This is a genomic window from Butyrivibrio sp. WCD3002, from assembly GCF_000424265.1.
Taxonomy (GTDB): Bacteria; Bacillota; Clostridia; order Lachnospirales; family Lachnospiraceae; genus Butyrivibrio.
On record NZ_AUJO01000001.1, the window covers coordinates 677,195 to 700,997 of the forward strand.

Annotated in this window: 17 protein-coding genes, 1 other RNA gene and 1 pseudogene; 1 reads left to right on the top strand and 18 read right to left on the bottom strand. The window is 41.0% G+C overall.

Annotation, left to right across the window (positions count from 1 at the left end; genetic code table 11):
- Positions 1-20: 20 nt before the first annotated feature.
- Positions 21-2,879, bottom strand: a complete 2,859-nt coding sequence (locus G608_RS0102810; protein ID WP_026494745.1) for an FtsK/SpoIIIE family DNA translocase — start codon at positions 2,877-2,879, stop codon at positions 21-23.
- A gap of 160 nt (positions 2,880-3,039) precedes the next feature.
- Here G608_RS0102810 and G608_RS0102815 point away from each other — a divergent pair, with 160 nt between their 5' ends.
- Positions 3,040-3,618, top strand: a complete 579-nt coding sequence (locus G608_RS0102815; protein WP_026494746.1) for a hypothetical protein — start codon at positions 3,040-3,042, stop codon at positions 3,616-3,618.
- Between the two features lie 34 nt (positions 3,619-3,652).
- On the opposite strand, the gene G608_RS0102820 is transcribed toward G608_RS0102815, so the two are convergent.
- The 17 genes and pseudogenes from G608_RS0102820 to G608_RS0102895 all read right to left on the bottom strand — a co-directional run bounded on the left by G608_RS0102820 (position 3,653) and on the right by G608_RS0102895 (position 23,785).
- On the bottom strand, positions 3,653-4,222 hold the full coding sequence (locus tag G608_RS0102820; RefSeq protein ID WP_035794327.1) for a GNAT family N-acetyltransferase: 570 nt from the start codon (positions 4,220-4,222) through the stop codon (positions 3,653-3,655).
- A gap of 2 nt (positions 4,223-4,224) precedes the next feature.
- Complete coding sequence (proB, locus tag G608_RS0102825) at positions 4,225-5,040, bottom strand: glutamate 5-kinase (RefSeq protein WP_026494748.1); 816 nt, start codon at positions 5,038-5,040, stop codon at positions 4,225-4,227.
- Between the two features lie 19 nt (positions 5,041-5,059).
- Complete coding sequence (locus G608_RS0102830) at positions 5,060-5,917, bottom strand: hypothetical protein (protein ID WP_207637676.1); 858 nt, start codon at positions 5,915-5,917, stop codon at positions 5,060-5,062.
- 162 nt (positions 5,918-6,079) lie between these two features.
- Positions 6,080-6,430, bottom strand: a transfer-messenger RNA (tmRNA) gene (ssrA, locus tag G608_RS22760).
- A 115-nt stretch (positions 6,431-6,545) separates the two neighbouring features.
- Positions 6,546-7,010 (bottom strand): SsrA-binding protein SmpB, encoded by a 465-nt coding sequence (gene smpB / locus G608_RS0102835; RefSeq protein WP_026494750.1) that lies wholly within the window; start codon positions 7,008-7,010, stop codon positions 6,546-6,548.
- Between the two features lie 498 nt (positions 7,011-7,508).
- Positions 7,509-9,497 (bottom strand): annotated as a pseudogene (rnr, locus tag G608_RS0102840) (ribonuclease R); the annotation flags it as partial.
- Positions 9,498-9,554: 57 nt separating this feature from the next.
- Entirely contained in the window at positions 9,555-9,797 is a 243-nt protein-coding gene (gene secG, locus G608_RS0102845) for a preprotein translocase subunit SecG (protein WP_026494752.1), read from the bottom strand.
- Between the two features lie 58 nt (positions 9,798-9,855).
- Positions 9,856-11,667, bottom strand: a complete 1,812-nt coding sequence (locus G608_RS19655) for a glycoside hydrolase (protein WP_051208750.1) — start codon at positions 11,665-11,667, stop codon at positions 9,856-9,858.
- A gap of 89 nt (positions 11,668-11,756) precedes the next feature.
- Positions 11,757-13,304, bottom strand: coding sequence for a 2,3-bisphosphoglycerate-independent phosphoglycerate mutase (gpmI, locus tag G608_RS0102855; protein ID WP_026494753.1), 1,548 nt, complete (start codon positions 13,302-13,304; stop codon positions 11,757-11,759).
- Positions 13,305-13,447: 143 nt separating this feature from the next.
- A complete protein-coding gene (locus G608_RS0102860) occupies positions 13,448-14,332 on the bottom strand; it encodes a hypothetical protein (protein ID WP_026494754.1) in 885 nt (294 codons plus the stop codon).
- A 147-nt stretch (positions 14,333-14,479) separates the two neighbouring features.
- On the bottom strand, positions 14,480-15,121 hold the full coding sequence (locus G608_RS0102865) for an RpiB/LacA/LacB family sugar-phosphate isomerase (RefSeq protein WP_026494755.1): 642 nt from the start codon (positions 15,119-15,121) through the stop codon (positions 14,480-14,482).
- A gap of 122 nt (positions 15,122-15,243) precedes the next feature.
- The gene (locus G608_RS0102870) at positions 15,244-16,203 is read right to left on the bottom strand and encodes an ROK family protein (RefSeq protein WP_026494756.1); all 960 of its coding nucleotides are present in this window, start codon (positions 16,201-16,203) and stop codon (positions 15,244-15,246) included.
- Positions 16,203-19,337 carry a sensor domain-containing diguanylate cyclase gene (locus G608_RS0102875; RefSeq protein ID WP_026494757.1) on the bottom strand — a complete coding sequence of 1,045 codons (3,135 nt, stop codon included), beginning with the start codon at positions 19,335-19,337 and terminating at the stop codon, positions 16,203-16,205. Before G608_RS0102875 ends, G608_RS0102870 begins: the two co-directional genes overlap by 1 nt.
- Before the next feature lie 150 nt (positions 19,338-19,487).
- Entirely contained in the window at positions 19,488-20,141 is a 654-nt protein-coding gene (gene fsa / locus G608_RS0102880; RefSeq protein ID WP_026494758.1) for a fructose-6-phosphate aldolase, read from the bottom strand.
- 150 nt (positions 20,142-20,291) lie between these two features.
- Positions 20,292-20,780 (bottom strand): ribonuclease HI, encoded by a 489-nt coding sequence (gene rnhA, locus G608_RS0102885; RefSeq protein WP_026494759.1) that lies wholly within the window; start codon positions 20,778-20,780, stop codon positions 20,292-20,294.
- The gene (locus G608_RS0102890; RefSeq protein WP_026494760.1) at positions 20,777-22,465 is read right to left on the bottom strand and encodes a MutS-related protein; all 1,689 of its coding nucleotides are present in this window, start codon (positions 22,463-22,465) and stop codon (positions 20,777-20,779) included. The genes rnhA and G608_RS0102890 overlap by 4 nt, the downstream gene beginning before the upstream one ends.
- A 12-nt stretch (positions 22,466-22,477) precedes the next feature.
- A complete protein-coding gene (locus tag G608_RS0102895) occupies positions 22,478-23,785 on the bottom strand; it encodes an amidohydrolase family protein (protein ID WP_026494761.1) in 1,308 nt (435 codons plus the stop codon).
- Positions 23,786-23,803: the final 18 nt, after the last annotated feature.

Below are 23,803 nucleotides of genomic sequence, written 5' to 3' on the forward strand. Positions count from 1 at the left end.
ACCTTAACATTATTGCTATATTACGAAGCGTTTGACTCCATAAACTGTTCAAACTCTTCCTTTGTCATGAGAATCTTTCTGGGCTTTGTGCCCTCCTCAGGTCCTACTACTCCGGCGTCACTTAGCTGATCCATGATTCTGGCAGCTCTGTTAAAGCCAATCTTATATAGTCTCTGAAGCATTCCGATGGATGCCTTTTCTTTTTCAATAATGGCTGCTCCTGCCTGAGCGAAAAGCGGATCTACATCTGATCCGGAATCAGCACTGTCTCCAGTAGAAGCAGGGGCTGATTTAGATGCAACCTCATAGCTGCTAAGCTCGTCCTGAACATTTCCGCCATATTCGGTTTCAACATTTTGATTCTTAATAAAATCAGTAACTGCCTGCACTTCTTCATCAGAAACAAAACAGCCCTGTACTCTGGCAGGCTTATTATAGCCTCTGGGGAAGAACAGCATATCACCCTTACCGATAAGCTTTTCTGCACCATAGCTGTCAAGAATTGTTCTTGAATCCACACCGCTTGATACGGCAAAAGCGATTCGGCTTGGTATATTTGCCTTAATGAGACCTGTGATTACGTCTACAGAAGGTCTCTGTGTTGCAATTATCAGGTAAATTCCGGCAGCTCTGGCAAGCTGTGTAAGTCTTACTATGGAATCCTCGACCTCATTTTTAAACTGCATCATAAGGTCAGCAAGCTCGTCGACGATTACAACAATCTCAGGAAGCTTTTGCATCTCTTCGTCGTTACTCTGAGCACAAAGAGCATTATAGCCCTTAAGATCTCTGACCTTGGCATTTGCAAATTTCTTATATCTGTTGGTCATCTCCGCAACAGCCCAGTTAAGTGCTGCAGCTGCCTTTTTAGGATCAGTAACAACAGGTATAAGCAGATGAGGAATTCCGTTATATACGGAAAGCTCAACAATCTTGGGATCGATCATGATAAGTCTTACATCCTCAGGATCTGCCTTGTATATAATACTCATTATTATAGTATTGATACATACGGACTTACCGGAGCCTGTAGCACCTGCTATGAGAAGGTGAGGCATCTTTGCAATATCCGTAACAACAATCTTACCTGCTATATCCTTACCTACAGCAACAGTAAGATTAGATTTTGATTTTTTGAATTCTTCACTGTCAATCAGGTCTCTAACCGCAACAGGAGAATTCTCTTTATTGGGCACCTCGATACCAACGGCGGATTTTCCGGGTATAGGCGCTTCTATTCTGATATCTGTAGCAGCAAGATGCATCTTGATATCATCAGATAGGTCTACGATCTTCCTTACTTTTACTCCGGCCTCGGGCTGAAGCTCATATCTTGTAACAGAAGGCCCCTGCGAAATATGAGTAATCTTAGCAACAACATTGAACATGGCAAGAGTCTCTTCAAGAGTCTTTGCGGTATTTCTAAGATATGATTCGGAATCACCTTTGCCCTTAACTCCCTTAGTAAGAAGCTTGATAGGCGGAAATTCATATTTCTTTGCAGGCGGTCTTACAACTGATCTCTCCTTAGCCTGCTGCATTCTCTCTTCACTCTTTTTGCTCTTTACGTAATCAGTTGAATGAACCTTGTATTCACCGTTATAGTCAGGAGCAAAATTTTCTGCGTGAATCGGAATCTCAGCATCTTCAAAAGGCTTCTCCTCTGCCTCCTTTGCCAGTCTTGCAACAGGTCGCTTTGGCATAAGCGGTGAGGTTATTTCAGGTTCGAAGCTTTCTTCCTCTTCCTCTTCATAAGACTCCGCATAGGTGTCGATGATATGCTCTTCCTCCTGATAATCATCCTGTGAATCAATAGTCAGCTCAATCTTATGAGTATCATCAGCTGCTATCTTGTCAGCCTTAAGCGTAAACTGACCATCCGCACCTTCCTCTGTGACTATATCAGGGTTATAACGAATTTCATGAATATCATCATGTATCTCTTCTTCAGGTATGAAAACACTATGACTGCTTTCAAGATCTTCTATTAAAGGATGATCATCTTCTTCAAATCTGTCACCCTCCAAAAGATGAATTTCAGGACCTTCAAACTCATCTATATCAGCCTCATCCTCGTTGGTAATACGAGTGTCCATGCTGACTCCGGATACTTTTTTATCCATACGGAGGATTTTTTCATCCTCTTTCTGCTCAAGGAGGAGCTGCCTTTCTTCTTCAATTCGCGCTCTCTCCTCTTCGCGGAATCTGGCTCTTTCATCCATGTACTCACGATATTCCTGAGCACCCTGCCTGGTTTTCTCTATAACTCTTCTGCCGCCCTTCTTCATACTGCGAACAACAGATTTCTGTGTAAAAAGGCCTGCTGCAATCAGGAAAACCACCAGCATTACGATAAGTGTTCCTGCAAGTGATAAATTGTGATAAAGAAAATATGCAATACTTCCCGCTATAAATCCGCCGCCATTTCTGGCTTCACTGGCAGCACTATATAACCCTGCACCGTCAAAGGAGACCATTCCCTGAACCCTTCCGGTAACAAGCTCTAAAAGCATCGCAATAACAAGCAGTAAAACGAGTCCTGAGATTACCTTGCGAAGCGCCGCAGGACTGGTTCCGTTAGATAAAAGCAGTGCTGAAGATGCAAATATTACAAGGGGAATAATGTAAGCAGTTATTCCGAAAATGCCAAACAAAACGCCACTTAAAACATTTCCAAAGCTTCCGCATACCCCAAAATTGCATAAAAATAAAAAGACCGTAATCGCAGCAAAGAGAATCAGAGAGACTTCACTACTTATTGAGTAGTCCAAAACCTCGTTTTGATTCCGCGTTTCAGTTCTCCTTGCAGTCGATGATCTTTTAGTGTTCTTAGTTCCCTTCGGACGACCTCCGGGTCTTTTTGTATTACCTGTAGCCATATCCACCCATACTTTTTAAAACTTTTTTCATAAAATGCGCCATGTAATATAGAAAAGCGCACACTAAATAATATACCATTTTTATTATGTTTGTGCTATACTAATCACGTTTCAAAGACAGATGTATTATGAAACTTCTAAACGGAGGTAATGATTTTATATGGAATTCAGACAGGAACTTGAGACCGGACTTCTCAAACAGATAGGTAATACAGAAACCACTTTAAAGATCAAGGATGTAGCATCGAAATGCCGCCTTCTTAAGACAGATAATGGTTTAAAGGTTGAACTGTCCTATACCGGTCCCAATGCCAGCAAGTATCTTCAGTATGTAGAGAAGCATCGTGAAGAGCTCACTAATTATCTTCTTCATCCCGATGATGCAGATCTCTATGAATGGATGGAAACCAGTCACCAGACTTCCATCACACTCAAGAAGCATGAGAAAGAAAAGCTCATTCTTTATGTTAATTTCGATCCTGATACCAATATTGTTCAGACAGGAATCGCAGATGAGAATGTAACCATGAAGCTTGGTTCTCCTCTCATGAACATCAACATTGCAGATATGAAGAGAAATGAGTTCAAGCTTGCTATTTACGATATGCTTCTCCTTGCGGATGAGATTGCAATTGCAATGGGCAACATCGAGCTTCGCAAAATGGCAAACATTGAGATGGTTAAGACTTATCTTTCAGAGATATATGATAAGTTCAATAACAACATCCTGGCTCAGTAATATAATAAAATTTGCAATAAAAAACTCTCAAGCATCACAATTGCTTGAGAGTTTTCTTATTTTCAAAATATTCTTCTGCGCTCATACACATCATGGTCTCATTGTAATTTTTCTTTAGCATGGAATTATAACGATTCTCATTTCTGTGATGATATTTAAGTCCACATTTGGATATTACCCGCTCTGATCTGACATTTCCATCAAAATATCCGCACCAGATGCGTCTTATCCCAACCTCTTCAAAGAGATATCTTATAAGCTCAGTAAGGGCCTCCGTGGCATAGCCTCTGTTCCAGTAATCTCTGCCTACCCAATAGCCTATTTCCGCTTCATCCTTATTCTCGATTCCACGCTTTGGAGAATTTCCGATTCTAAAGCCCATGCTGCCAATCGCTTCTTCGTTTTCGCGAAGTCTAATGGCATATTCGCCATCCGCTGTCAAAACAGACCTTATAATAGCTCTTGAGTATTCAACATCTTTGTGGGGAAGCCAGCCCGCACCCTCGCCGATCACCGGATCACATGCCATGGCATAAAGCTTTTCAGCATCTGAATCAGTCCATTTTTTGAGGATTAGCCTGTCTGTCTTAATAATAGCTTCCATTATCAGTTTTCCTTCGCCACAAAAAGAGTACCTACATGCTTTTTGTTGATTATGTCATAAAGACTGTCTGTATTCTTACCGTTTGTAATAAGAACATCTACGCCTCTCTTAGTCGCGTACTCAGCTGCCTGGAGCTTAGTGATCATTCCGCCTGTACCTCTGTTGGAACCGGAGCCTTCACCTTCAGCAAGAGCATAAATCTTTTCATCTATCTCTTCTACCCTGCTTATCAGCTTTGCATCAGGGTTCTTAGCAGGATTACTGTCATAAAAGCCGTCTATATCAGACATAATGATAAGCTTACATGCTCCGCAAAATGCAGCCACAATCGCAGAAAGCATATCGTTATCGGAAAACAGCTTCTGTTCCGATTCAATCTCCGCATGGCTGACAGAGTCATTCTCATTAACAATCGGAATGATGTGGTTTTCAAGAAGTGCATCAAAGGTGTTCTGAAGGTTCACCCTGCGTTCCTTGTTTTCAACATCATCATTATCAAGAAGAATCTGTCCAACCAGTCTTCCATACTCACCAAAGAATTTGTCGTATAGATGCATCAGCTCGCTCTGACCAACAGATGCGGCTGCCTGCTTTAATCTCATATCCTTTGGTTTCTGAGAAAGGCGCATTTTATTAGCTCCGACGGCAATAGCGCCGGAGCTAACGAGTACTACGTCATATCCAAGATTCTCAATGCCTGCAAGAGCACGACAAAGAAGATCTATCTGATGAATGTTGATACCACCATTGTCGTTTGTAATGGTGGATGTACCAACCTTCACCACTATTCTTTCTTTTCTAATTTTCTTAGGGCTCATTTTATTCCTTAATGTAAAATCAGTCGTTGTCTGTGTCTACGATCTTGTTGAGGTAATAATCAATACTTCCTGTCTTACCATCCTTGTATGTATAGTTAACTCTGATTACTGTGGTTGCATACATACTGCTCTCTGTAACTGTTGTGTTACTGTCCTCATAATCAGTAACCTGCATCTCTTCACTGAGGGTTACCTTTTTACCGTTCTTATGCTGAGTCCAGTAAAGAACAGGCTGGTTGTTTCCGCTGGCATCTTTTTCATTTCTGTATTTACCAACCATAATTGAGTTAAGGGTATATCCCTTGTTCATCTCAACCTTTAACTTGCCCTTTTTAGCGTCTGTAACATAGTTAAGGCTTCCGAGCATTCCGGCCTTTGTAGAAAGAACAGAATTGCCAAAGGTTGCCTTCTTTACAGGGCTTGCTGAATTAATCTTAATCTGGCAGTTCTTAACCTCGTAATTAGATCCTCTTACACTGAATTTAAAGGTATATCTCTTTTCCTTTGTAGTATAGAATGAAAAACGATAGGTTACTGTATCTTCCTTTTCATCAACTATCTTTGAAGTTTTCTTGTATCTGAGATCTCTTTTGCAGCTAACGTTTCTGATCTTAGCATCAGAATCACTGATCTTTACTTCAAGAACATTCTTAGCATAAAGTCCGGGAGTTATTGTGACATAATTATTACCTGTGTCCTTGTAAGCAATGCCACCCTTCTTTGTTAAGCTCTGAGCCACTTCATAATACTCAACTTTCACACCACTGCTACTATAAGTAGTAACTGATGCATCTGCTTTGATTGATGTAGCAGGAATTCCACTAACTATGAATGTAGCAGCAAGAACAGCCGCAAGTGTCCCCTTTAATAATTTCATACCTTTCATACCATTTCTCCTTTTTACAAATAGATTTAGTACCTAGCATACATTCTAACCACAAGAAAATGTAAATGCAAGGAATTTTCAGACAATTTTTTAGGGGATTAGAAGCGAAGGCCCTCTCTACTCCAACAAAAAAAGAGACTTTCGTCTCTTTTTTAGTGGATTAGAGGGGAGTCGAACCCCTGTCCAAAAACCCGTCCCCTGTCCTTCTACTGTCGTAGTGAATTATTGTGGGCAAGCCCGATTCCCTCACTTCACCGGAAATTCACACCCTAAGAAGTTCGGTAGCTTCATGATACGACCATAGCCGCAAAGCTTAAGCTATGTCGTTTCCTGCAAAGTCGACGCAGGTTACTGAATGTGCAGGTGCACTCAGGCCTACGCGCTGCGTTTAGGCAGCGAGTGCTAAATTATCTTCAGCGTTTATATTTAAGTTTGAGGTTTAACGCACCATCCTGCGGACAGCTTCTCCAGCTTCAGAATCCCTGTCGAAACCTTTACTAACCCATATATAATTGTAAATGTGCTATTTACTTTGCTTATTATATCGGCTATTTTTCATAAAATCAACTGACCCTGCGGTTAAGTCAGTGAGAAATTTACAGTTTCAGTGATCATATTTTTATCTGAGGCTTACCTTATAATCTCTCATAGCCTCTCTCTGCTGATCTTTCTTAGCAGCAACATCTCTCTTATCATAGAGCTTTTTACCTTTTGCAAGACCTATCTGAACCTTAACCTTGCCTTTCTTGAAATACACTTCAAGAGGTACAAGAGTATAGCCCTGAGCCTGAGATGCCTGATCAAGCTTTCTGATTTCAGTTTTGTGAAGCAGGAGTTTTCTCACTCTGAGAGGATCCTTGTTGAAAATATTACCCTTTTCATAGGGGCTGATATTCATGCCACAGATATAGGCTTCGCCCTTATCGATACTTACCCATGCTTCCTTAATGCTGCACTTACCCTGGCGAAGAGACTTAACCTCCGTTCCTGCCAGTGAAATGCCTGCCTCATATTTCTCTTCTATAAAATACTCATGAAAAGCTTTTTTGTTATTTGCAATTAATTTTATACTATCTTCTGCCATGTAGCCTAACCAACCTGTTTTTATTTTCATATTACAGGGAATAATCCATTATGTATATAACCCTGTAGCTTATTATTTCTTTTTCCGCTTACCCTGAGACGACCTTGCAGCCTTCGATGTAGCGGACTTCTTGTACTTATGTACTTTATAAACCTTCCGTCCCTTGGTCTGGGTTTCATCCTTTGATTTTGTGCCCTTCTTAGACTTACCCTTAACCTTTGAATCTGACTTTTTCCTGGATTCAGATTTGGACTTTGATTTTTTCTTGTTTTCTGCTTTTGAGGATCTGTCTATATCTCCATCCTCAGCCTCCAGTGCAAGCTTTGAAACCTTAGCGGCCCGCAGCTGAGCAGGAGTCTTTTTTTCAGGTCTTTCCGATTTAAATGACTTTCTTTTTTTATCAGGCTTTCCGGACCTTCCCTTTACAAGTCGGATGCGGCCGTTCTCATCCTCCTCATAATAATCCTCTTCATAATCATCATCTGTGAAGGGATCGTAGCTGTCATCATCTTCAATATCGGAAACAAGTCTGAAATCTATAGTCTTACTGAGTCTGTCTGTATCGAATACCTTAACCCTGACAGTCTGTCCAAGCTTATAGGTCCTGCCTGTTCTCTCGCCCACAAGACAGAAATTGCTCTCATCATAAATATAGAAATCATCCTCCATGGAAGATGCAGGAACCAGACCCTCGCAGGTATTGGGAAGCTCAACAAACATTCCCCACCCAGTGACACCTGAAACAGTTCCTTCAAAGGTCTCTCCAATATGAGATTCCATAAATTGAGCCTTTTTAAGCTTATCTGTCTCTCGCTCAGCTTCTTCAGCTCTTCTCTCGGTTTCGGAGGAGTGCTTTGCCACCTCTTCAAGTATGCCCTGATAGTGTGCAAGCTTCTCATCCTTCATTCTGCCGCGCAGATAATCCTTAATAATTCTGTGTATCTGAAGATCGGGATACCTTCGTATGGGAGATGTAAAATGACAGTAATAGGTGCATGCAAGACCGTAATGGCCAAGACACTCAGTACTGTACTTTGCTTGCATCATGCTTCTAAGAGCTATCCTGCTTATTACTGGTTCCTCCTCAGTCCCCTCAATCTTGGTAAGGAGCTTTTGAATCTCTGCAGGCTGAATTGAATCCGCCTTAAATCTAAGATGATAGCCTAGGTTACTGATAAAGGAGTTAAGATTTGCTATCTTCTCCATATCAGGCTGCTCGTGTACTCTGTAAACAAAGGGCGCCTGCATCCAGTAAAAATGCTCAGCAACTGTCTCATTTGCAGCAAGCATAAAGCTCTCAATCATGGTAGTAGCAGTATTGGACTCTCTGACCTTGATCTCAGTAGGGTTACCATCCTTATCAAGAAGTATCTTAGCCTCAGGAAAATCAAAATCAATGGCACCGCGGCTTCTTCTCTTTTTCTTCAAAATCTCGGAAAGCTCTGCCATCTCCTTGAACATTGGAACAAGATCCTTATATCTTTCTATCTGCTCGGGATCCTCATCCTCTAAAATGGCTGCAACTGATGTATAAGACATTCTCTCATTGACATTGATTACTGTCTCTGCAATCTGATGTGAAATAACAGCGCCGTTACAATCAATATCCATGAGACAGCTTAGAGCCAGTCTGTCTTCACCATGATTAAGACTGCAGATTCCGTTGCTCAGTCTGTGGGGAAGCATGGGAATAACCCTGTCTACAAGATACACGCTGGTACCGCGTCTGAAGGCCTCCCTGTCAAGGGCAGAACCCTCCTGAACATAGTTGGTAACATCAGCTATGTGAACACCCAAATGATATATACCATCAGATACAGTAAGTGATACCGCATCATCAAGGTCTTTTGCATCCTCGCCATCGATGGTCACCATCACTGTATCTCGAAGATCAAGCCTTCCATCCATGTCCGCTTCTATAATGTGATCCTTAACCTTCTCAGCCTGATTCATTACCTTTTCCGGAAAAACACTGGGTATATCAAAGCTCTCAACGATTGATAAAATATCCACACCGGGATCATTGATATTTCCAATAATAGATGTAACTCTGCCCTCCGGCTTCCTTCCCTTAATGGGATCGCCGTAATCCGTCATGGTAACAACGACCTTATCACCGGATACTGCGCCTTTGCTGTGTTCCTTAAGGATAAAAACATCCTGGGTAAATCTAAGGTTATCCGGTATTACAAAGCCATAGGTATGACCATCCTGATAGGTACCGACAATCTTATCAATGGCACGGACAAGGATATTAACAATTCTTCCCTCATCACGATTGCCGCCACTCTGAGCTGCAGTACTGATAATCTCCACCTCAACAGTGTCGCCCTGAAATGCAGTGCCGGTATATTCCTCGGGAATGAAAATATCATCAACCCGGTCCTCAACCTCCACGAAGCCAAAGCCCCTTGAATTGGAAATAAAGGTCCCCGTTATATTCTGTTTTTTAGCTGCAATTTTCCTCTTCGACATTAACACTCCTATAAGCTGAAAAAGGCACTCTTTTAACAGAGTGCCTTTCGTAAAATCAATTCAACTAAATTAGAAAACCTGCATATTAAGTACTACGCTAAGAACTACGAAAAGTACTGATAAAACTACAGTTGTCTTCTTGAGAATTCCCTCTCTGGAACGGCCCTTGTTCTTGCCCCAGTAGGTTGTCTCAGCAAAGCCCTGAATAGCACCTAGTCCCTGTGTCTTACCTTCCTGAGCAAGTACAAGTGTTACAAGTGCTACACAATCAAGTATAAATATAATAGAAAGTACAATCTTTAAAGCTGCCACGAAATTTTCCTCCTAACAAATTCACAAATACCAATATAAATTACCATAAAAACAAAGATTAATCAACACCATCCACAATAAAAGTAGTGATAGATTGAGATTTAATATCAGCAGAAAAACTCATATTTTCGGCATTTACACTTATAGCAACATCGCCTGTAACATCAGCCCAGTTCTCGCCATCAGCAAGAGTACCGCTGGTTCTTATGGCAGTAATATTTTCGCCGATTGATTTAAAGCCTGAAAGATCAAACTCCCAGCGTTCATCCTTATTGGCATTACTGGTTGCTACAATCACTAGCTTTTTACCCTTTGGATCATAGGCACATACAGTAAAATTATCGCCTGCAAGGACACAGTATCCGGGTCTTATATATCTTGTATACTGACCTAGCGCATAATATTTCTTGGTAAGAATCAGCTCTTCCTCATTATGATCTCCGATAGCTATTCCCCAAAGGCTGTTTCCGCCTTCAAGATCAAGATCTGCAAGACAGTGATCTCTTGTATGCCAGTCGTAGGGATTAGTTTCATCGATATGAACATCAACAGCATCCCACAGAATCCACGCAGCAGGTAAAAGCTCATTCATATCTGTCTTAAGCCATTTGGATAAACCTAGACCGGAAGCCATTTCGCCTGCATTTTTGCCTGCTACAAAATCACCATCCACTTCGCTCATCCACAGGTTCTTGCCTTCGCTCTCGGCGAGCTTACGAAGCTGTTTTCTCTCGCTTCCTGTGTAGCTGTGTGTGTCTATTCTTGAAACAACGCTTTTCGCATCATCAGATAACGAATTATAAGCCTGAATTGCTGAATCAATGCTGGTTTCATCCGTACCGCTTATTATTATATCGATTCCCTTTTCATCAAGCTCATCCTTTAATGCAACCAAAACCTCAGACTGCATATCCCCAGAGCTGATATGGCAGCCCTCCTGCTTCTGGCTGTAGCACTCCCAGTAGCTGGTTGTGGGCTCGTTCATGGGGCTGACACTCTGAAATGTCACAACACCCTCATTTTTCCAGTGCTCAATAACATCTGCCATATAGGCGCCAAAGGCTTCGATTGAATCCTCTCTCAGATTGTCCTCTGAAGGATTAAAGCCACCTGACGTACAACCGCTTACAGTCATGAAATAGGGCGGAGAATTGGAAAAAGCTTCTGCTATAAACTCATCTCCGGCTTCCCTAAGTGCCGCTTTTAAGACATTCATCTGATTTAAATCGGCGTCCCAATTATAATTCCATGCATATCCGCAATCCTCGAAGGCTCTGTCGAAATTCTCTTCATAATACGAAATATCATGCTCAGCCGTATCGATTTTTGTAACATCAACGGCATATCCTGGAACCGCGGAATCAGAACGCTTAATGTGAGTCTTGTGAGGAACATCAATATCCACGTTGTCAGCATTAAACACCTTGCCGTCCTCTGCGGTATTATCTCCTCCGCCCACGTTATATCTTCCGATACACATTCCAAGGCCTTCATCCTTATTGAAAAAGGCCTTTGCGGCAGCTTCAGTGAGCTTCTCGCTGTATCCAACCCTGTTTGCCCACCAGCAAAGGGATGTACCAAAGCCCTGGAATTCACCATATCCGTCTTCATTGGTATCATTGAAAATTGAATGTTCTTCCAGCGATACCTTAATATTTCTATCCGGTTCTTTATTCATAGAGGTCTCCCCTTCACCTTCTTTTGCACTTTCGCCGTCACTAACAACATTTGCATTATCAGAATTCACTGTATCACTAATAGCTTCCCCGGAATTCTGAGCATCATCAATATTATCTGTTCGTGTACCGCAGCACCCAAGAGCAACAGAAAATATCACCGCCGCTAAAAGGCAGCTTATAGTTTTTTTCATACCTAATCCCCATATAAGCAGTGAAAAAACAACTGTGCGGAAAATCCACACAGTTGTCTGTTTCACACGCTTTAATTTTTTACTACGTTTTATTTTTTAATAAGAAGTGATTCTCCTGTCATCTCAGCAGGCTTCTCATAACCCATGCACTCGATAAGTGTAGGAATGATATCTGCAAGGCAGCCATTCTCCTTAAGAGTGTAAGCAGGATCATAGTTAACAAGGATGAAAGGAACAGGATTTGTTGTATGAGCTGTCCAAGGCTCGCCTGTCTCGTAATCGATCATCATATCAGCGTTACCGTGATCAGCGCAGATAAACATTGTTCCGTTCTTAGCCTTAACTGCTTCAACGATCTTACCAACGCACTCATCAACTGTCTCTACAGCCTTAACTGCTGCAGGGATAACACCTGTATGGCCAACCATATCAGGATTAGCGAAGTTGGTAACTACAACATCATATTTATCTGAGTTGATAGCTTCAAGAACCTTCTCGCAAACTTCAGGAGCGCTCATCTGAGGCTTAAGGTCGTAGGTTGCAACATCCTTAGGGCTGTTTACAAGGATTCTGTCCTCGCCTTCATTGGGCTCCTCAACACCACCGTTGAAGAAGAAAGTAACATGAGCATATTTCTCAGTCTCAGCGATACGAGCCTGCTTCATTCCCTTTGCTGCAAGCCACTCACCGAAGGTATTTGTAAGAAGAACCTTCTTGAATGCGATCTCCTTGTTAGGGATAAGCGGATCATAATCTGTGAAGCATACATAAGTAGTCTTAATGCGTGCTCCTCTGTCAAACTTATCGAATTCATCATCACAGAAGCAGTGTGTGATCTCTCTTGCTCTGTCAGGACGGAAGTTGAAGAAAATGATTGAATCATTGTCCTTGATTGTAGCAACAGGAGCGCCATCCTTCATGATAACTGTAGGAATAACGAACTCATCTGTCTTGCCATCCTTGTATGTCTGAACCATGCACTCGTGTGCGCTATCAGCCTTGTTGCCCTCACCCTTTGTAAGTGCATCATAAGCGATCTTAACACGATCATAGTTGTTATCTCTGTCCATTGCATAGTATCTTCCGGAAATAGAAGCAACCTCACCAACGCCAAGCTCCTTCATCTTATCCTCAAGCTGCTGAACGAAATCAATACCTGATTCCGGAGGTGTGTCACGACCATCAAGGAAGCAGTGAACATATACCTTTGAAAGACCGTTTCTCTTAGCGAGCTCAAGAAGACCATAGATATGTGTAATGTGGCTGTGAACACCACCATCACTTACAAGACCGTACATATGAAGAGCTGAATCATTCTTCTTGCAGTTATCGATTGCAGCCATAAGTCCTTCGTTTGTGAAGAAATCGCCGTCATTGATTGACTTTGTGATTCTTGTAAGCTCCTGATAAACGATGCGTCCTGCACCCATATTCATATGACCTACTTCGGAGTTACCCATCTGACCATCGGGAAGACCTACTGCAAGTCCGCTGGCATTACCTCTAACACAAGGATATTCCTTCATAAGACCGTCAAGAACCGGTGTATTTGCCATTGCAATTGCATTTCCTTCCGGATTGTCGTTAATTCCGAATCCGTCCATAATAAGTAAAACTGTTGGTTTAGAACCCTGCATATTTTATGCCTCCATATAAATAATAAATTATATTAAATTTGTAATTTAACTGTTTCCACAAAGTAGTATACTGATAAAACGCTTATTTATCAAGTGAAATAGCCTTTATCTGTAGGCTCTGGGCCATTAAAAAAGCATAAAAATCACAACAAACTCTTTAGCTTATTTTCATATTTAGATATTCTGTCATTGATATCCTTGATTTCTTCATCTGAAAGATGCTTTCTGTTATCAATAACATTGTATTCGATAACTTTTATCAGATTGGAATCTCCGCCTTCTCTTTTTTCCTTATCCATCTCCAAAACCATATTGAGTGCATCAATACCGACTTTGTATGCAAGCAGGAAAAGACTATTATCCGAAACCGCAGCCCCGGCTTCCGAAGCAACATCAAGGAAAGTAAAGAGCTTATCACTTACTGTCTTTCTTGTTTTCTCCGTGGCATTATCCTCTTCATCAAGCAGAACCGCCATTGCAGTGAGCACAAGCATATCTGACAGCTCACCATAAAGCTCATTGGTGCCAAGAAAATCGGTAATAAGCTTATACTTTTTCTGCCTGCTCATTTTCTGGGGCATTCCGGCCATCATTGAATGATCATAGGCATTTCTTATCTCAACATCTGTTCTCATAAGCTCTGAAAAGGCAAATATAAGGGCCTGTCTGTCCTCTTTTGTTACGCCCTCTGACTCACCGCCTCGCAATAAGCCAAGCTTATCTATTGCAGCCATCAGAAACTGTCCTGAGTCAAGCGCTGCATGTATGCAGTCCCTGGCAAAGATAGGATCATAATCATCAAGTGCTCTTGATGCTATGCACATATTTGCTGCAAAAAGAGAGGTCGCGTAAAGGTCATAATCAACACTTCCATCCTCATCCTGCTCATCAAAAGCCTTTTCCATGGCATCACGAAGCTCCTGCGCCAATTCTTCATTTTTAGCATCGGAAAACTCCAGCTCGTATAAGCCGTAGGCTACAGATAAACCTTCTGCGCTTTTTCTTCTTAATTCTAAAATATCTTTCATTATTACTCCCATTTTCAAATTCTATAAAATAAGATTTCGTATATGAAATCCCCGGGTGCGAGCTTCGTATATTCCGCAAGATAAAAGCCTCGCAAATGTACGCTTTTGCGTTATCATCTGCGAGGCTTTGTTTACAGGAAATATTCTTTATTTCATAAGCTCGTTAACGTACTTCTTAATTTTATCATCCTTTGCATTAGCATTAAAGTACTCAAGGAAATGTTCGCCTGAAAGCGCACCCTTAACAAGATCCTGATCAAGCTTTGAAAGTATCTCTGTAAGATCCTGAACGTAGGTAACCTTCTTTACCTCATCAAGAATCTTCTTATTTCTCTGCTCCGGCACTGCTCTTTCTCTGGGATATCCCTGCCCGCCGGGCTCGCAGAAAAGCTTCTCGAAAATATACTCGAGATTGAGGTCTCCGCCCCATCCATAGCCCTTTGCAAAAGGAAGTGAAATTGCATTTCCATCGTTTATCTGAGCGAAAGTATAGGCATCAAGCGCATCCTCAACATGTCCGCAGATAACACCCGGAAAGCTGTTAAGAGCAAGCATTGCGCCTTCACCTGTACCGCAGCCTGTTACAACATAATCAACTGCTCCTGAATTAAGCAGCACTGCTGCAAGAATACCATTCTGAACATAGGTAAGCTGTGCCTCATCCTCAGCTGAATACATACCGTAATTAAATACCTCGAAGCCGTAACCGTCAGCTACCTTCTTGAGTGAATTGTATATAACCTGATTTTTTGCCGCCTGACTGTTCTCGTTAATAAGACCGATCTTCATAAAAAATAACCTCCCAAATAAAAAGTATTTGCAAGGTTATTTTATCTCTAAATATTTATTTATTCCATATTACAGGATTATTAGTGCTGTTTTTTCAACATTTCCTGCATAAAAAGCTGTAGTTAATTATCCTCTATCATTGCAAGAGCGCCGTAGATATTGGAATCATCACCAAGCGCAGCTTTCTTCAGTTCTACGGTATTTCTGATTGAAGGCATGCAGTAGCGGTCAACCTCAGCCAGAATCTTCTCCATGAAGAAATCGCCAACAGCCTCCATAACACCGCCGCCATAAACAACAATGTCAGGACTTATGGTATTGATCATATTACCTGTGGCAATCGCAAGATAATGGCACGCTCTGTCAACTGCTTCAAGAGTAACAGGATCACCGGCAGCAATGGCTTTTTTCAGGTTCTTACTCTTAAATACGCCATTCTCAATTGTGTCGGCAAGCATATTCTTTCTGCCTCTGTTTGTTTGCTGCATGATATAAGCACTCATGCCCTTTTTACTTGAAAATGCTTCAAGGCAGCCTCTCTGTCCGCATCCGCAAAGAGGTCCCTCAGGATCAAGAATCATGTGGCCGTACTCGGCAGCCTTGTACTTATTTCCAGTGAAAAGCTTGCCATCAAGGATAAGTCCGCCACCCATTCCTGTACCTACGAAAAATCCAACTACATTTTTGTAGCCCTTGGCTACGCCGTATTTATATTCTCCAAGAACGCCCACGTTAACATCATTTCCAATATAAAAAGGAATTCCTACTTCTTTCTCTATGGAAGATTTGATGTCATAATTCTGCCATGGAAGATTAGGGGATGTAAGGACGATACCTGCACCCTGATCGATTACACCCGGAGCGCCTGCTGCTATTGCCTTAATCTTGGACTTCTTAATATCAGAATCCTTGATCATGTCGTTAACGACACTTATGATGACTTTCTCGATATTATTTACATCATCGCCCATTTCCTTTGTCTTCTTTTTAAGGCGATACACGATTTCTTTCTTTTCATTGAAAATCGCGCCAAGTATCTTAGTTCCCCCAATATCAAGGCAAATGTTATAAGTATCTCCCATTACTTATCCTCCTTTTGTTCTGACTTAATATACTGTCCGTAGTTGTTTCTGCCGCTTTCCTTAACTTTGTAGAGTGCCTTATCGGCATTCTGATATAACGAGTTATAATTAGTACCATCATCAGGACAAAGAGCATATCCTATAGACATAGTATACGTCACTTTTTGTCCTTTGTATTCAAATGATTTATCCATTGTAGAAAAATCACTTAGAATTTTATCAACTTCAGGCTGAGTTTTATTCCTTATTATTACCATGAACTCATCTCCGCCTATTCGTGCAGGATAGCTGTCATCTCCCATGTACTTCTTCATTCTCTCAGAAGCATCCTGAAGGACCTTATCACCACAGTCATGTCCATAGTTATCATTAAACTGTTTGAAGAAATCAAGATCAAGAAGCACCATTGCGAAGTTCTGCGTTTCAGGATCGTTCATGATATTCTCAACTACCCTTGTAATGGTCATTCTGTTGAACAGTCCTGTGAGAACATCCCTCTCCGCAAGATTTCTGATGGTCTCATTGGTGCGCTTAAACTCATCAACGTCATAAGTGAGGATATATACATGAATATTGTCACCGTCACGAATTTTCCTGATCTGGTAGCAGGCGTTCTGATATCTTGGCTTATCACTTGCACCGGTTCTCTGGAGATATACGATTTTTCCTGAAATATTACCTTTCTCATACTCGGCAATAAGTCTGTCCTTGTCATAGAACTCGTACATCTTATCCCTGTCTTCTTCAATGACCTGTGAAAATACCATGCTTTTTATCACTTCACCAAAAGGAAGTGAGATATATCCGGTTTCACCAAAGTCACTGATAAGACCGCTTTGTCCAAGATGCATATATATAGTCTGATCATCCGTAAGAGAAGCCTCAAGGAAAAACGTATTCCTGATAAACTGTTCAAAGGATCCATAACCAAGGGTATCGGTAAAGGCATCACTGGCAAGAAGCAGGTATATAGGATCACTTGGCATATCATAATATTCACTGCCACTCTGACTTATTTCAGGAAGCTTTCTCATACGCTCTGCATCGATACTTCTTGAACACATAAGAAACATCTTGCTGCCTTCGGAAATAATAGGAACTATGAGGTACATAAGCCAGTTGTACTCTCCGTTAACATCTATTGTTCTAAAGTAATCCGTCAAATGGTCAGTGCCAAATTCCGCAAGTCGTTCATCGAGTGTACTGCAATCGAAAAATGAAATAAAGGCGGTTCTGTCTTCATTGTAAATGGCTTCATTGGCAAACTTTACAATTGCCTCTGAGAATTTACAATCAGACAGAGAAACACCATATTTTGTCTTATTTTCATAGATTATATCGAATTCATCCGTATCTATCTGCGTTCTTGCAATTCTCGTATATAACGGATACAAAAATCTCAGAGAATTGTTAAGCTTTGCCGCTCTGGTCTCAGGATCATTTTTCGTCAAAGTCTCAATTGTTGCAATCAAGGCAGCTTTGCCTATGCTGTCATCAATGATTCTTCTGAGCATAATCCTGTGGAAACCTTTGCCTGTAACAAATTCCATAGCATGGATTTCATCATCTTTAGATGAATTACGGGCAAGATCTCGTAGCTGCTTTGAGAATGGATTTAGCTTGTCGTTAAATACCATTTCAACATTATAAAGACCATCAATAAACATGTCTGAAATGACCTCGTCAAAGCCGCGACTGGTCATCAGTATCCTGAACTTCCTTCCGTTAAATACCATAATAGCAAGCGGAAGCTGATTCAGATATGTAAATTCGTCCTCATGATTAGAATTTCTGTTCTCAATGGGCGTCTGAGAAAGAATATTAACTTTACCGATTTCACGATAAAAATCTCTCTCTTCAAAGGTCTCATATTCGTATGGATAAATACCCTCATCGTAATAATCTATAGGCTTTGCTTCTGAATAAAGATGTCCCTGGGTCTTCTCGCAGCCGGTCTGCTTAAGAAATTCCAGAACCTCCTCATCCTCAACGGCGCCCATCATTGTGGTCATGCCAAGCTCCTTTGAAAGATTAAGGATGTTTTTCAGAATAATTCTTGATGTCAGGTCATTATTGAATCCGGAAAGGAAATTACTATTAATCTTGATAGTATCAAAAGGCATATCTCTGATCGCCTGAAGCGCAGAATACTCACTTCCGAAATCATCAAATACTATGTGGAAACCATTTTCTTTAAATTTTTCCAGTTCTTTCTGTATGCCCTTTTTGTCTCTGGTTATTTCAGCTTCACTTATCTCAATCTGAATCAGGTCATTTGTCAGATTATTTTTTTCCAGTTCCTCCTTAAGCAATTCCAGTACATCCATAAGGAGAAAATCGAGTTTTGTGAGATTAATCGAAACAGGAACCGGCTCCATTCCTCTGTCGATAACAGTTCTCTGATCCTTACATACCTGTCTTATAACATATTCATCAAGTAAATGGATCTTTCTTGAATTCTCCAGAACAGGCACAAAATCGTATGGCAAAAGAAATCCATACTCATCGTTTTTCCACCTGGCAAGTGCTTCCAAACCGCATACTTTTCCTGATAATGTGTGGAATATGGGCTGATAGTAAACCACTATTTCTCCGTTTTTAAGAGCATCCTCCAAATGGTGCACAACATAGTGCTGCATAAGGATTTTCTCATCCACATCATTTTTGTCAAAAATTGAAAATTCGGATTCGTTCTTTTCACAAAGATCACATGCAATCTTTGCGTTCTCCACCATTTCGAGACCGTTTCTGTCATCGGGATTGATAGCATATATACCGGCTTTTATTTCCATTCCGGTATGAATATATACTTCATCAAAATCCATTTTTATTTTCTTTATAAAACGCTCTATATCATCTATATCTGTGAAAACAATGAACTGATCATCATCGAATTTCCCGACAAGATCTACGGGGAAGCAATTTTTTATCTTATTAGCCACAAAGAGCAGAACTTCATAGCCTTCATCAATACCATTTCTAATATAATATGAATCAAACCCTTTAATACTAAAAAATACACAGCAAAAAGAAGCAGCAAATTCACCATTTTCTGCTTTTTCATTTATAACATTGATTAGTGAATCTTTTAGATATAGGTCCGTGATCAACCAATTGTTAGTATCTTTTTTCACTTTGATACCTGCCCGGCTTTATTCATATTACTAATTAATGTTATCAAAATACAAAATATAAAACTATATCAAATCCGAAATGTTATAGAAAAATTATAGAAATTTAAGAAAAGGGCCGCCTATGAAAGGCAGCCCCCAAATTACATTATATTATTCACCGAAAACAGCCTTGTAATCCTTCTGGAACTTTTCAATTCCTGCTGTTGTAAGAGGGTGATTAACCATCTGTGCGATTACAGCATAAGGAACTGTAGCAATGTGAGCACCTGCAAGTGCACAGTCTGTTACGTGCATAGGATGACGAACTGAAGCGGCGATGATCTCTGTATCAATACCGTGTAAGTCAAAGATCTGAGCAACCTCAGAAATAAGGTCTGTACCTCTTGTGCTGATATCATCAAGTCTTCCAAGGAAAGGACTTACGAAAGCAGCGCCTGCTCTTGCTGCAAGAAGTGCCTGGTTAGCTGTGAAGATAAGAGTCATGTTGATCTTGATACCCTCAGCTGAAAGTGTGTGGCAAGCCTTGAGACCTTCCTCTGTCATAGGGATCTTAACAACCATGTTAGGATGAATCTTAGCGATCTCACGTCCCTCTGCAATCATGCCCTCAGCGTCAACTGTTGTAGCCTTAACCTCACCACTGATAGGTCCGTCAACGATAGATGCGATCTCAGCAACTACCTGCTTGAAATCTCTGCCTTCCTTTGCGATAAGGGAAGGGTTTGTGGTAACACCGCAAATAACGCCCATATCATTGGCTTTCTTGATGTCTTCTACATTAGCAGTATCCAAAAAGAATTTCATAATACACTCCTGTCCGCTTAAGCTTTGCTTAAGCTTAAACAACTATAAGATTTTTCATACATTGAAAATAATAGCATACATAAATTTAATTTCAAATGTAAATGTGCCTTTTTAATATAAAAAATTGCTTTTACTTTATTTGCCCGGTAATTAACTTAAATCTCCGCCATCATCATGTAAAAGAGTGGAGGGATCACCATCAGCAGCGGTAGTTGCCAGAGTGTCGCACCTCTCATTTTCGGGATGTCCGTCATGTCCCTTAACCCAGTGCCAGGTTACATTATGCTTTTCGACAGCACCAAGAAGCCTTTTCCACAGCTCCACGTTTTTTACTGCCTTGCCATCAGATTTCTTCCAGCCCTTCTTTATCCAGTTCTCAATCCAATGCTCGTTAAATGCGCTTATCACATATTTAGAATCTGAATAAAGCTCCACGTCACATGGCTTGTTCAGAGCTTCCAGGCCCGCAATTGCGCCCATAAGCTCCATTCGATTATTGGTGGTCTTATCGTATCCTGCGCTTATCTCCTTCTCGTGGAGCTCTCCCTTCGCATCTATAAACTGAAGAACTGTTCCGTATCCACCGGGCCCGTCCGGATTCCCTCTTGCTGAACCATCTGAATAAATAGTTACTTTCATTTACACCTCTTCCAAATTCCTTCTTTGTCAAAATACTCTGCCATTGCTTCTGCATCCTCTACTATGGACTTATCATAGCCTATGGATTCAAGTAACTTTATGGCATTCCTAGTTGTGGCAGGACCTGTGCGTATTTTGTAGTCAAAAATAACGTCTCCGCCTGTCATATCCCCTTCAAAATGGTAAATATCATATTTATCTGACAAAATACCGCAAAGCTCGCCGTCATGAGTTGCCGCAAAGCAGAAAACACCTTCTTTTGTAAAATAATCAAGAACCATTGAAGAAGCGGCTATTCTCTCTGTTGTATTTGTACCCCGGAGCACCTCATCCACAAAGCAAAGAACAGGTGCAGCTGCTTTATCTCTCGCTGCATCAATAACGCGCTTTAGGGATTTTATCTCTGCCATATAATAGCTGTCGCCAAGATTAAGGTCATCACGCAGTGCCATTGAGCTGTAGATTCTAAATAACCGTCCCGTGTAGGAAACCGCAGTACAGGTATGTATTGTCTGAGCAAAAATACTGTTTATGGCACTCATTTTAAGAAAAGTTGATTTTCCGGATGCATTGGAGCCTGTAAGCAAAAGTCCCCTGTTTAGTACGATGGAATTGGGCACCGGACTATCAAGAAGGGGATGATATCCATCTTCTATTTTGTATGTATCATCTGATACAAATACAGGCCTGCAGTATTTTCCGTCAAGGGATGCCCTGTAGTAACAGATAGCCAAAGTCGCATCCATTTTTCCCATAATGGTAATAAGTCTGTCGACGCTTCCCTTTTCAGGCTCAAGCTTATCGAACATCCTACCAAACTTTATCAGGTCAATGTGAGTTATCATCCTCACATAGTCCGCGATAATATCAAGGGGATTACCGCTTCCCGTTCTTCCTGCCCCTGATATAACAATCCATGAATTCCTTGAAAAGCCGCCCAGAGTATCTGTAAGCGACTTAAGCTCTTCGCATTCCTTGGAAAAAGCCGAGGTCTTCTCTGCCGCAATTTCCTTAGCCCATCTTATCAGCCTGCATATATATGCGAAGGTCACAAGATAAGGTTCTATCTGAGCTTTTATCTTAAAATAGGTCACAATGTTATAGCTTACAACAGCAAGAAGAGCAATAAATCCTACAGTAAAGTTAACAAAGGACATATAAATGATTGATGCCACCATAAGAACAAGGGCAAGATAATGCGGAACAGCTGATATTCTCTTTGCTCCGCTTAGCAGCTCTAAATAATCATATATGGAATACTTTCCGGATTTTCCTATCTTATGAAAAACAGATTTAAGTCTGATTCTTTCCTCTTCATTTTCGGAAAGACCCTTAAGCTCATTTTCCAACTCATCAAAATCATCTACATAGCGAGGATTTCTGAGCATGTAGTAAAGATACTCTTCACCTGAGGATGATTCGCAGTAATTGATTCTGTCAAAAACCTCTGTCATAGACAGATCTGAGAAAGTGATATCATCAACAAAGTACTGTCCCTTGTGCTTTTCATGATATCCGCTTATATGTGAATTTTTGGACAAAAGCCTTTTATCAGGCTTTTGTCCAAATTCTTTTTTAAACTTATTACAAAACTTTTTCTCTTCCGCCCTTGCGTTCCTTAGTCCAAAAAGAAAAAGGACAAACAGGAAACCGCAAATGCCAAGCAAAAAATAAACTCCGCTCATTAAATTCCCCAATTATAATTCTTTATCTATTCTGCACTTGATCTCATTCGCCTTAGCGTAAATCTCTTCGGGAGCTATTCCGATATTGTACTCACCCTTCTCATATCGAATAATTCCGCCGATCATTGTGAGAACAACATTTGAATTACTTCCGCTGTAAACGATGTTCTTGCAGATATTGTTTATGGGCTGCATATTGGGCTGATTAAGATCGATCATGATTATATCAGCCTTTTTGCCCTCTTCAAGAACGTCGCAGTCATTAAGACCCATTGCATGTGCACCGTTTACGGTTGCCATCTTAAGAACTTCCATGGCATCAATGCAGGAAGCATCGTTCTCTTTAAGTTTTCCAAGTCCTGTTACAAGGAACATCTCGCGGAACATATTGAGACAGTTGTTGCTGGCAGGTCCGTCTGTTCCTATAGCTACAGGTATGCCCCTCTTAAGATATTCATTTATAGGTGCGATTCCGCTGGCAAGCTTTGTGTTTGATCCGGGATTGGTAACCGCGAACATATTTCTTTTCTTGAGGATATCCATATCCTTCTCATCTGTATGAACAAGGTGATATCCACCTCCGCCATATTCAAACATTGAAAGGCTGTCGAGGAACTGCAGCGGACTCATGCCATATCGCTCCTTGCACTCCTGTGTTTCAGGAGCAGTCTCTGAAATATGCGTATAAACAGGAGCTTTATACTTATGTGCAAGCTCTGCTATTTTTTCAAGCAATTCCTTTGAACAGGTGTATTCCGCATGGAATCCGATCATGTATGAATTATAAGGATCTCTTCCGTTAAGCTCGTTGTAGCATTTTTCCACTAGTTCAACCGACTGACTGAAATTGTTTACAGCGCCAACCTGTACGCATCTCATTCCGGCATCTCTGCAGGCATCTGCTATAGATTCGGGAGTAAGGTACATATCAAATATTGATGTTATACCTCCATCAAGATATTCCAGAATTGCAAGCTGTGTAAGGTAATAGATATCCTCTGCAGTCATTTTGGCTTCCACAGGGAAAACCTGGTTATTTAGCCACTGTGCAAGAGGCAGATCATCTGCTCTTGAACGAAGCAGTGTCATTGCAGAGTGAGTGTGCGCATTTTTAAATCCGGGCATAAGGAGATTGCCCTTACAGTCTATCTCTCTGTCAAATACAAGCATTGCGTCGGGGTGATCCTTGTAGTAACCCTCTATCTGAGACGTGTTGTCACAGTAGATGATCTTATCGTCATTTGTCCAAATCTCACCTTCAAAAATGTCCTGTCCATCCTTCATGGAAAGGATTTTGGCATTGTAAAAACGGATTCTCATTTTGCACCTCTTTTATGT

What these genes read in the sequence shown, in the direction of transcription:
- G608_RS0102895 (WP_026494761.1), bottom strand. Translation starts at nt 23,785, where the DNA reads ATGAGAATCCGTTTTTACAATGCCAAAATCCTTTCCATGAAGGATGGA.
- proB (WP_026494748.1), bottom strand. Translation starts at nt 5,040, where the DNA reads ATGAGCCCTAAGAAAATTAGAAAAGAAAGAATAGTGGTGAAGGTTGGT.
- G608_RS0102870 (WP_026494756.1), bottom strand. Translation starts at nt 16,203, where the DNA reads ATGGGAGATACTTATAACATTTGCCTTGATATTGGGGGAACTAAGATA.
- G608_RS0102820 (WP_035794327.1), bottom strand. Translation starts at nt 4,222, where the DNA reads ATGGAAGCTATTATTAAGACAGACAGGCTAATCCTCAAAAAATGGACT.
- gpmI (WP_026494753.1), bottom strand. Translation starts at nt 13,304, where the DNA reads ATGCAGGGTTCTAAACCAACAGTTTTACTTATTATGGACGGATTCGGA.
- G608_RS0102815 (WP_026494746.1), top strand. Translation starts at nt 3,040, where the DNA reads ATGGAATTCAGACAGGAACTTGAGACCGGACTTCTCAAACAGATAGGT.
- smpB (WP_026494750.1), bottom strand. Translation starts at nt 7,010, where the DNA reads ATGGCAGAAGATAGTATAAAATTAATTGCAAATAACAAAAAAGCTTTT.
- G608_RS0102890 (WP_026494760.1), bottom strand. Translation starts at nt 22,465, where the DNA reads ATGAGCGGAGTTTATTTTTTGCTTGGCATTTGCGGTTTCCTGTTTGTC.
- G608_RS19655 (WP_051208750.1), bottom strand. Translation starts at nt 11,667, where the DNA reads ATGAAAAAAACTATAAGCTGCCTTTTAGCGGCGGTGATATTTTCTGTT.
- G608_RS0102830 (WP_207637676.1), bottom strand. Translation starts at nt 5,917, where the DNA reads ATGAAATTATTAAAGGGGACACTTGCGGCTGTTCTTGCTGCTACATTC.
- G608_RS0102860 (WP_026494754.1), bottom strand. Translation starts at nt 14,332, where the DNA reads ATGAAAGATATTTTAGAATTAAGAAGAAAAAGCGCAGAAGGTTTATCT.
- rnhA (WP_026494759.1), bottom strand. Translation starts at nt 20,780, where the DNA reads ATGAAAGTAACTATTTATTCAGATGGTTCAGCAAGAGGGAATCCGGAC.
- G608_RS0102865 (WP_026494755.1), bottom strand. Translation starts at nt 15,121, where the DNA reads ATGAAGATCGGTCTTATTAACGAGAACAGTCAGGCGGCAAAAAATCAG.
- G608_RS0102810 (WP_026494745.1), bottom strand. Translation starts at nt 2,879, where the DNA reads ATGGCTACAGGTAATACAAAAAGACCCGGAGGTCGTCCGAAGGGAACT.
- fsa (WP_026494758.1), bottom strand. Translation starts at nt 20,141, where the DNA reads ATGAAATTCTTTTTGGATACTGCTAATGTAGAAGACATCAAGAAAGCC.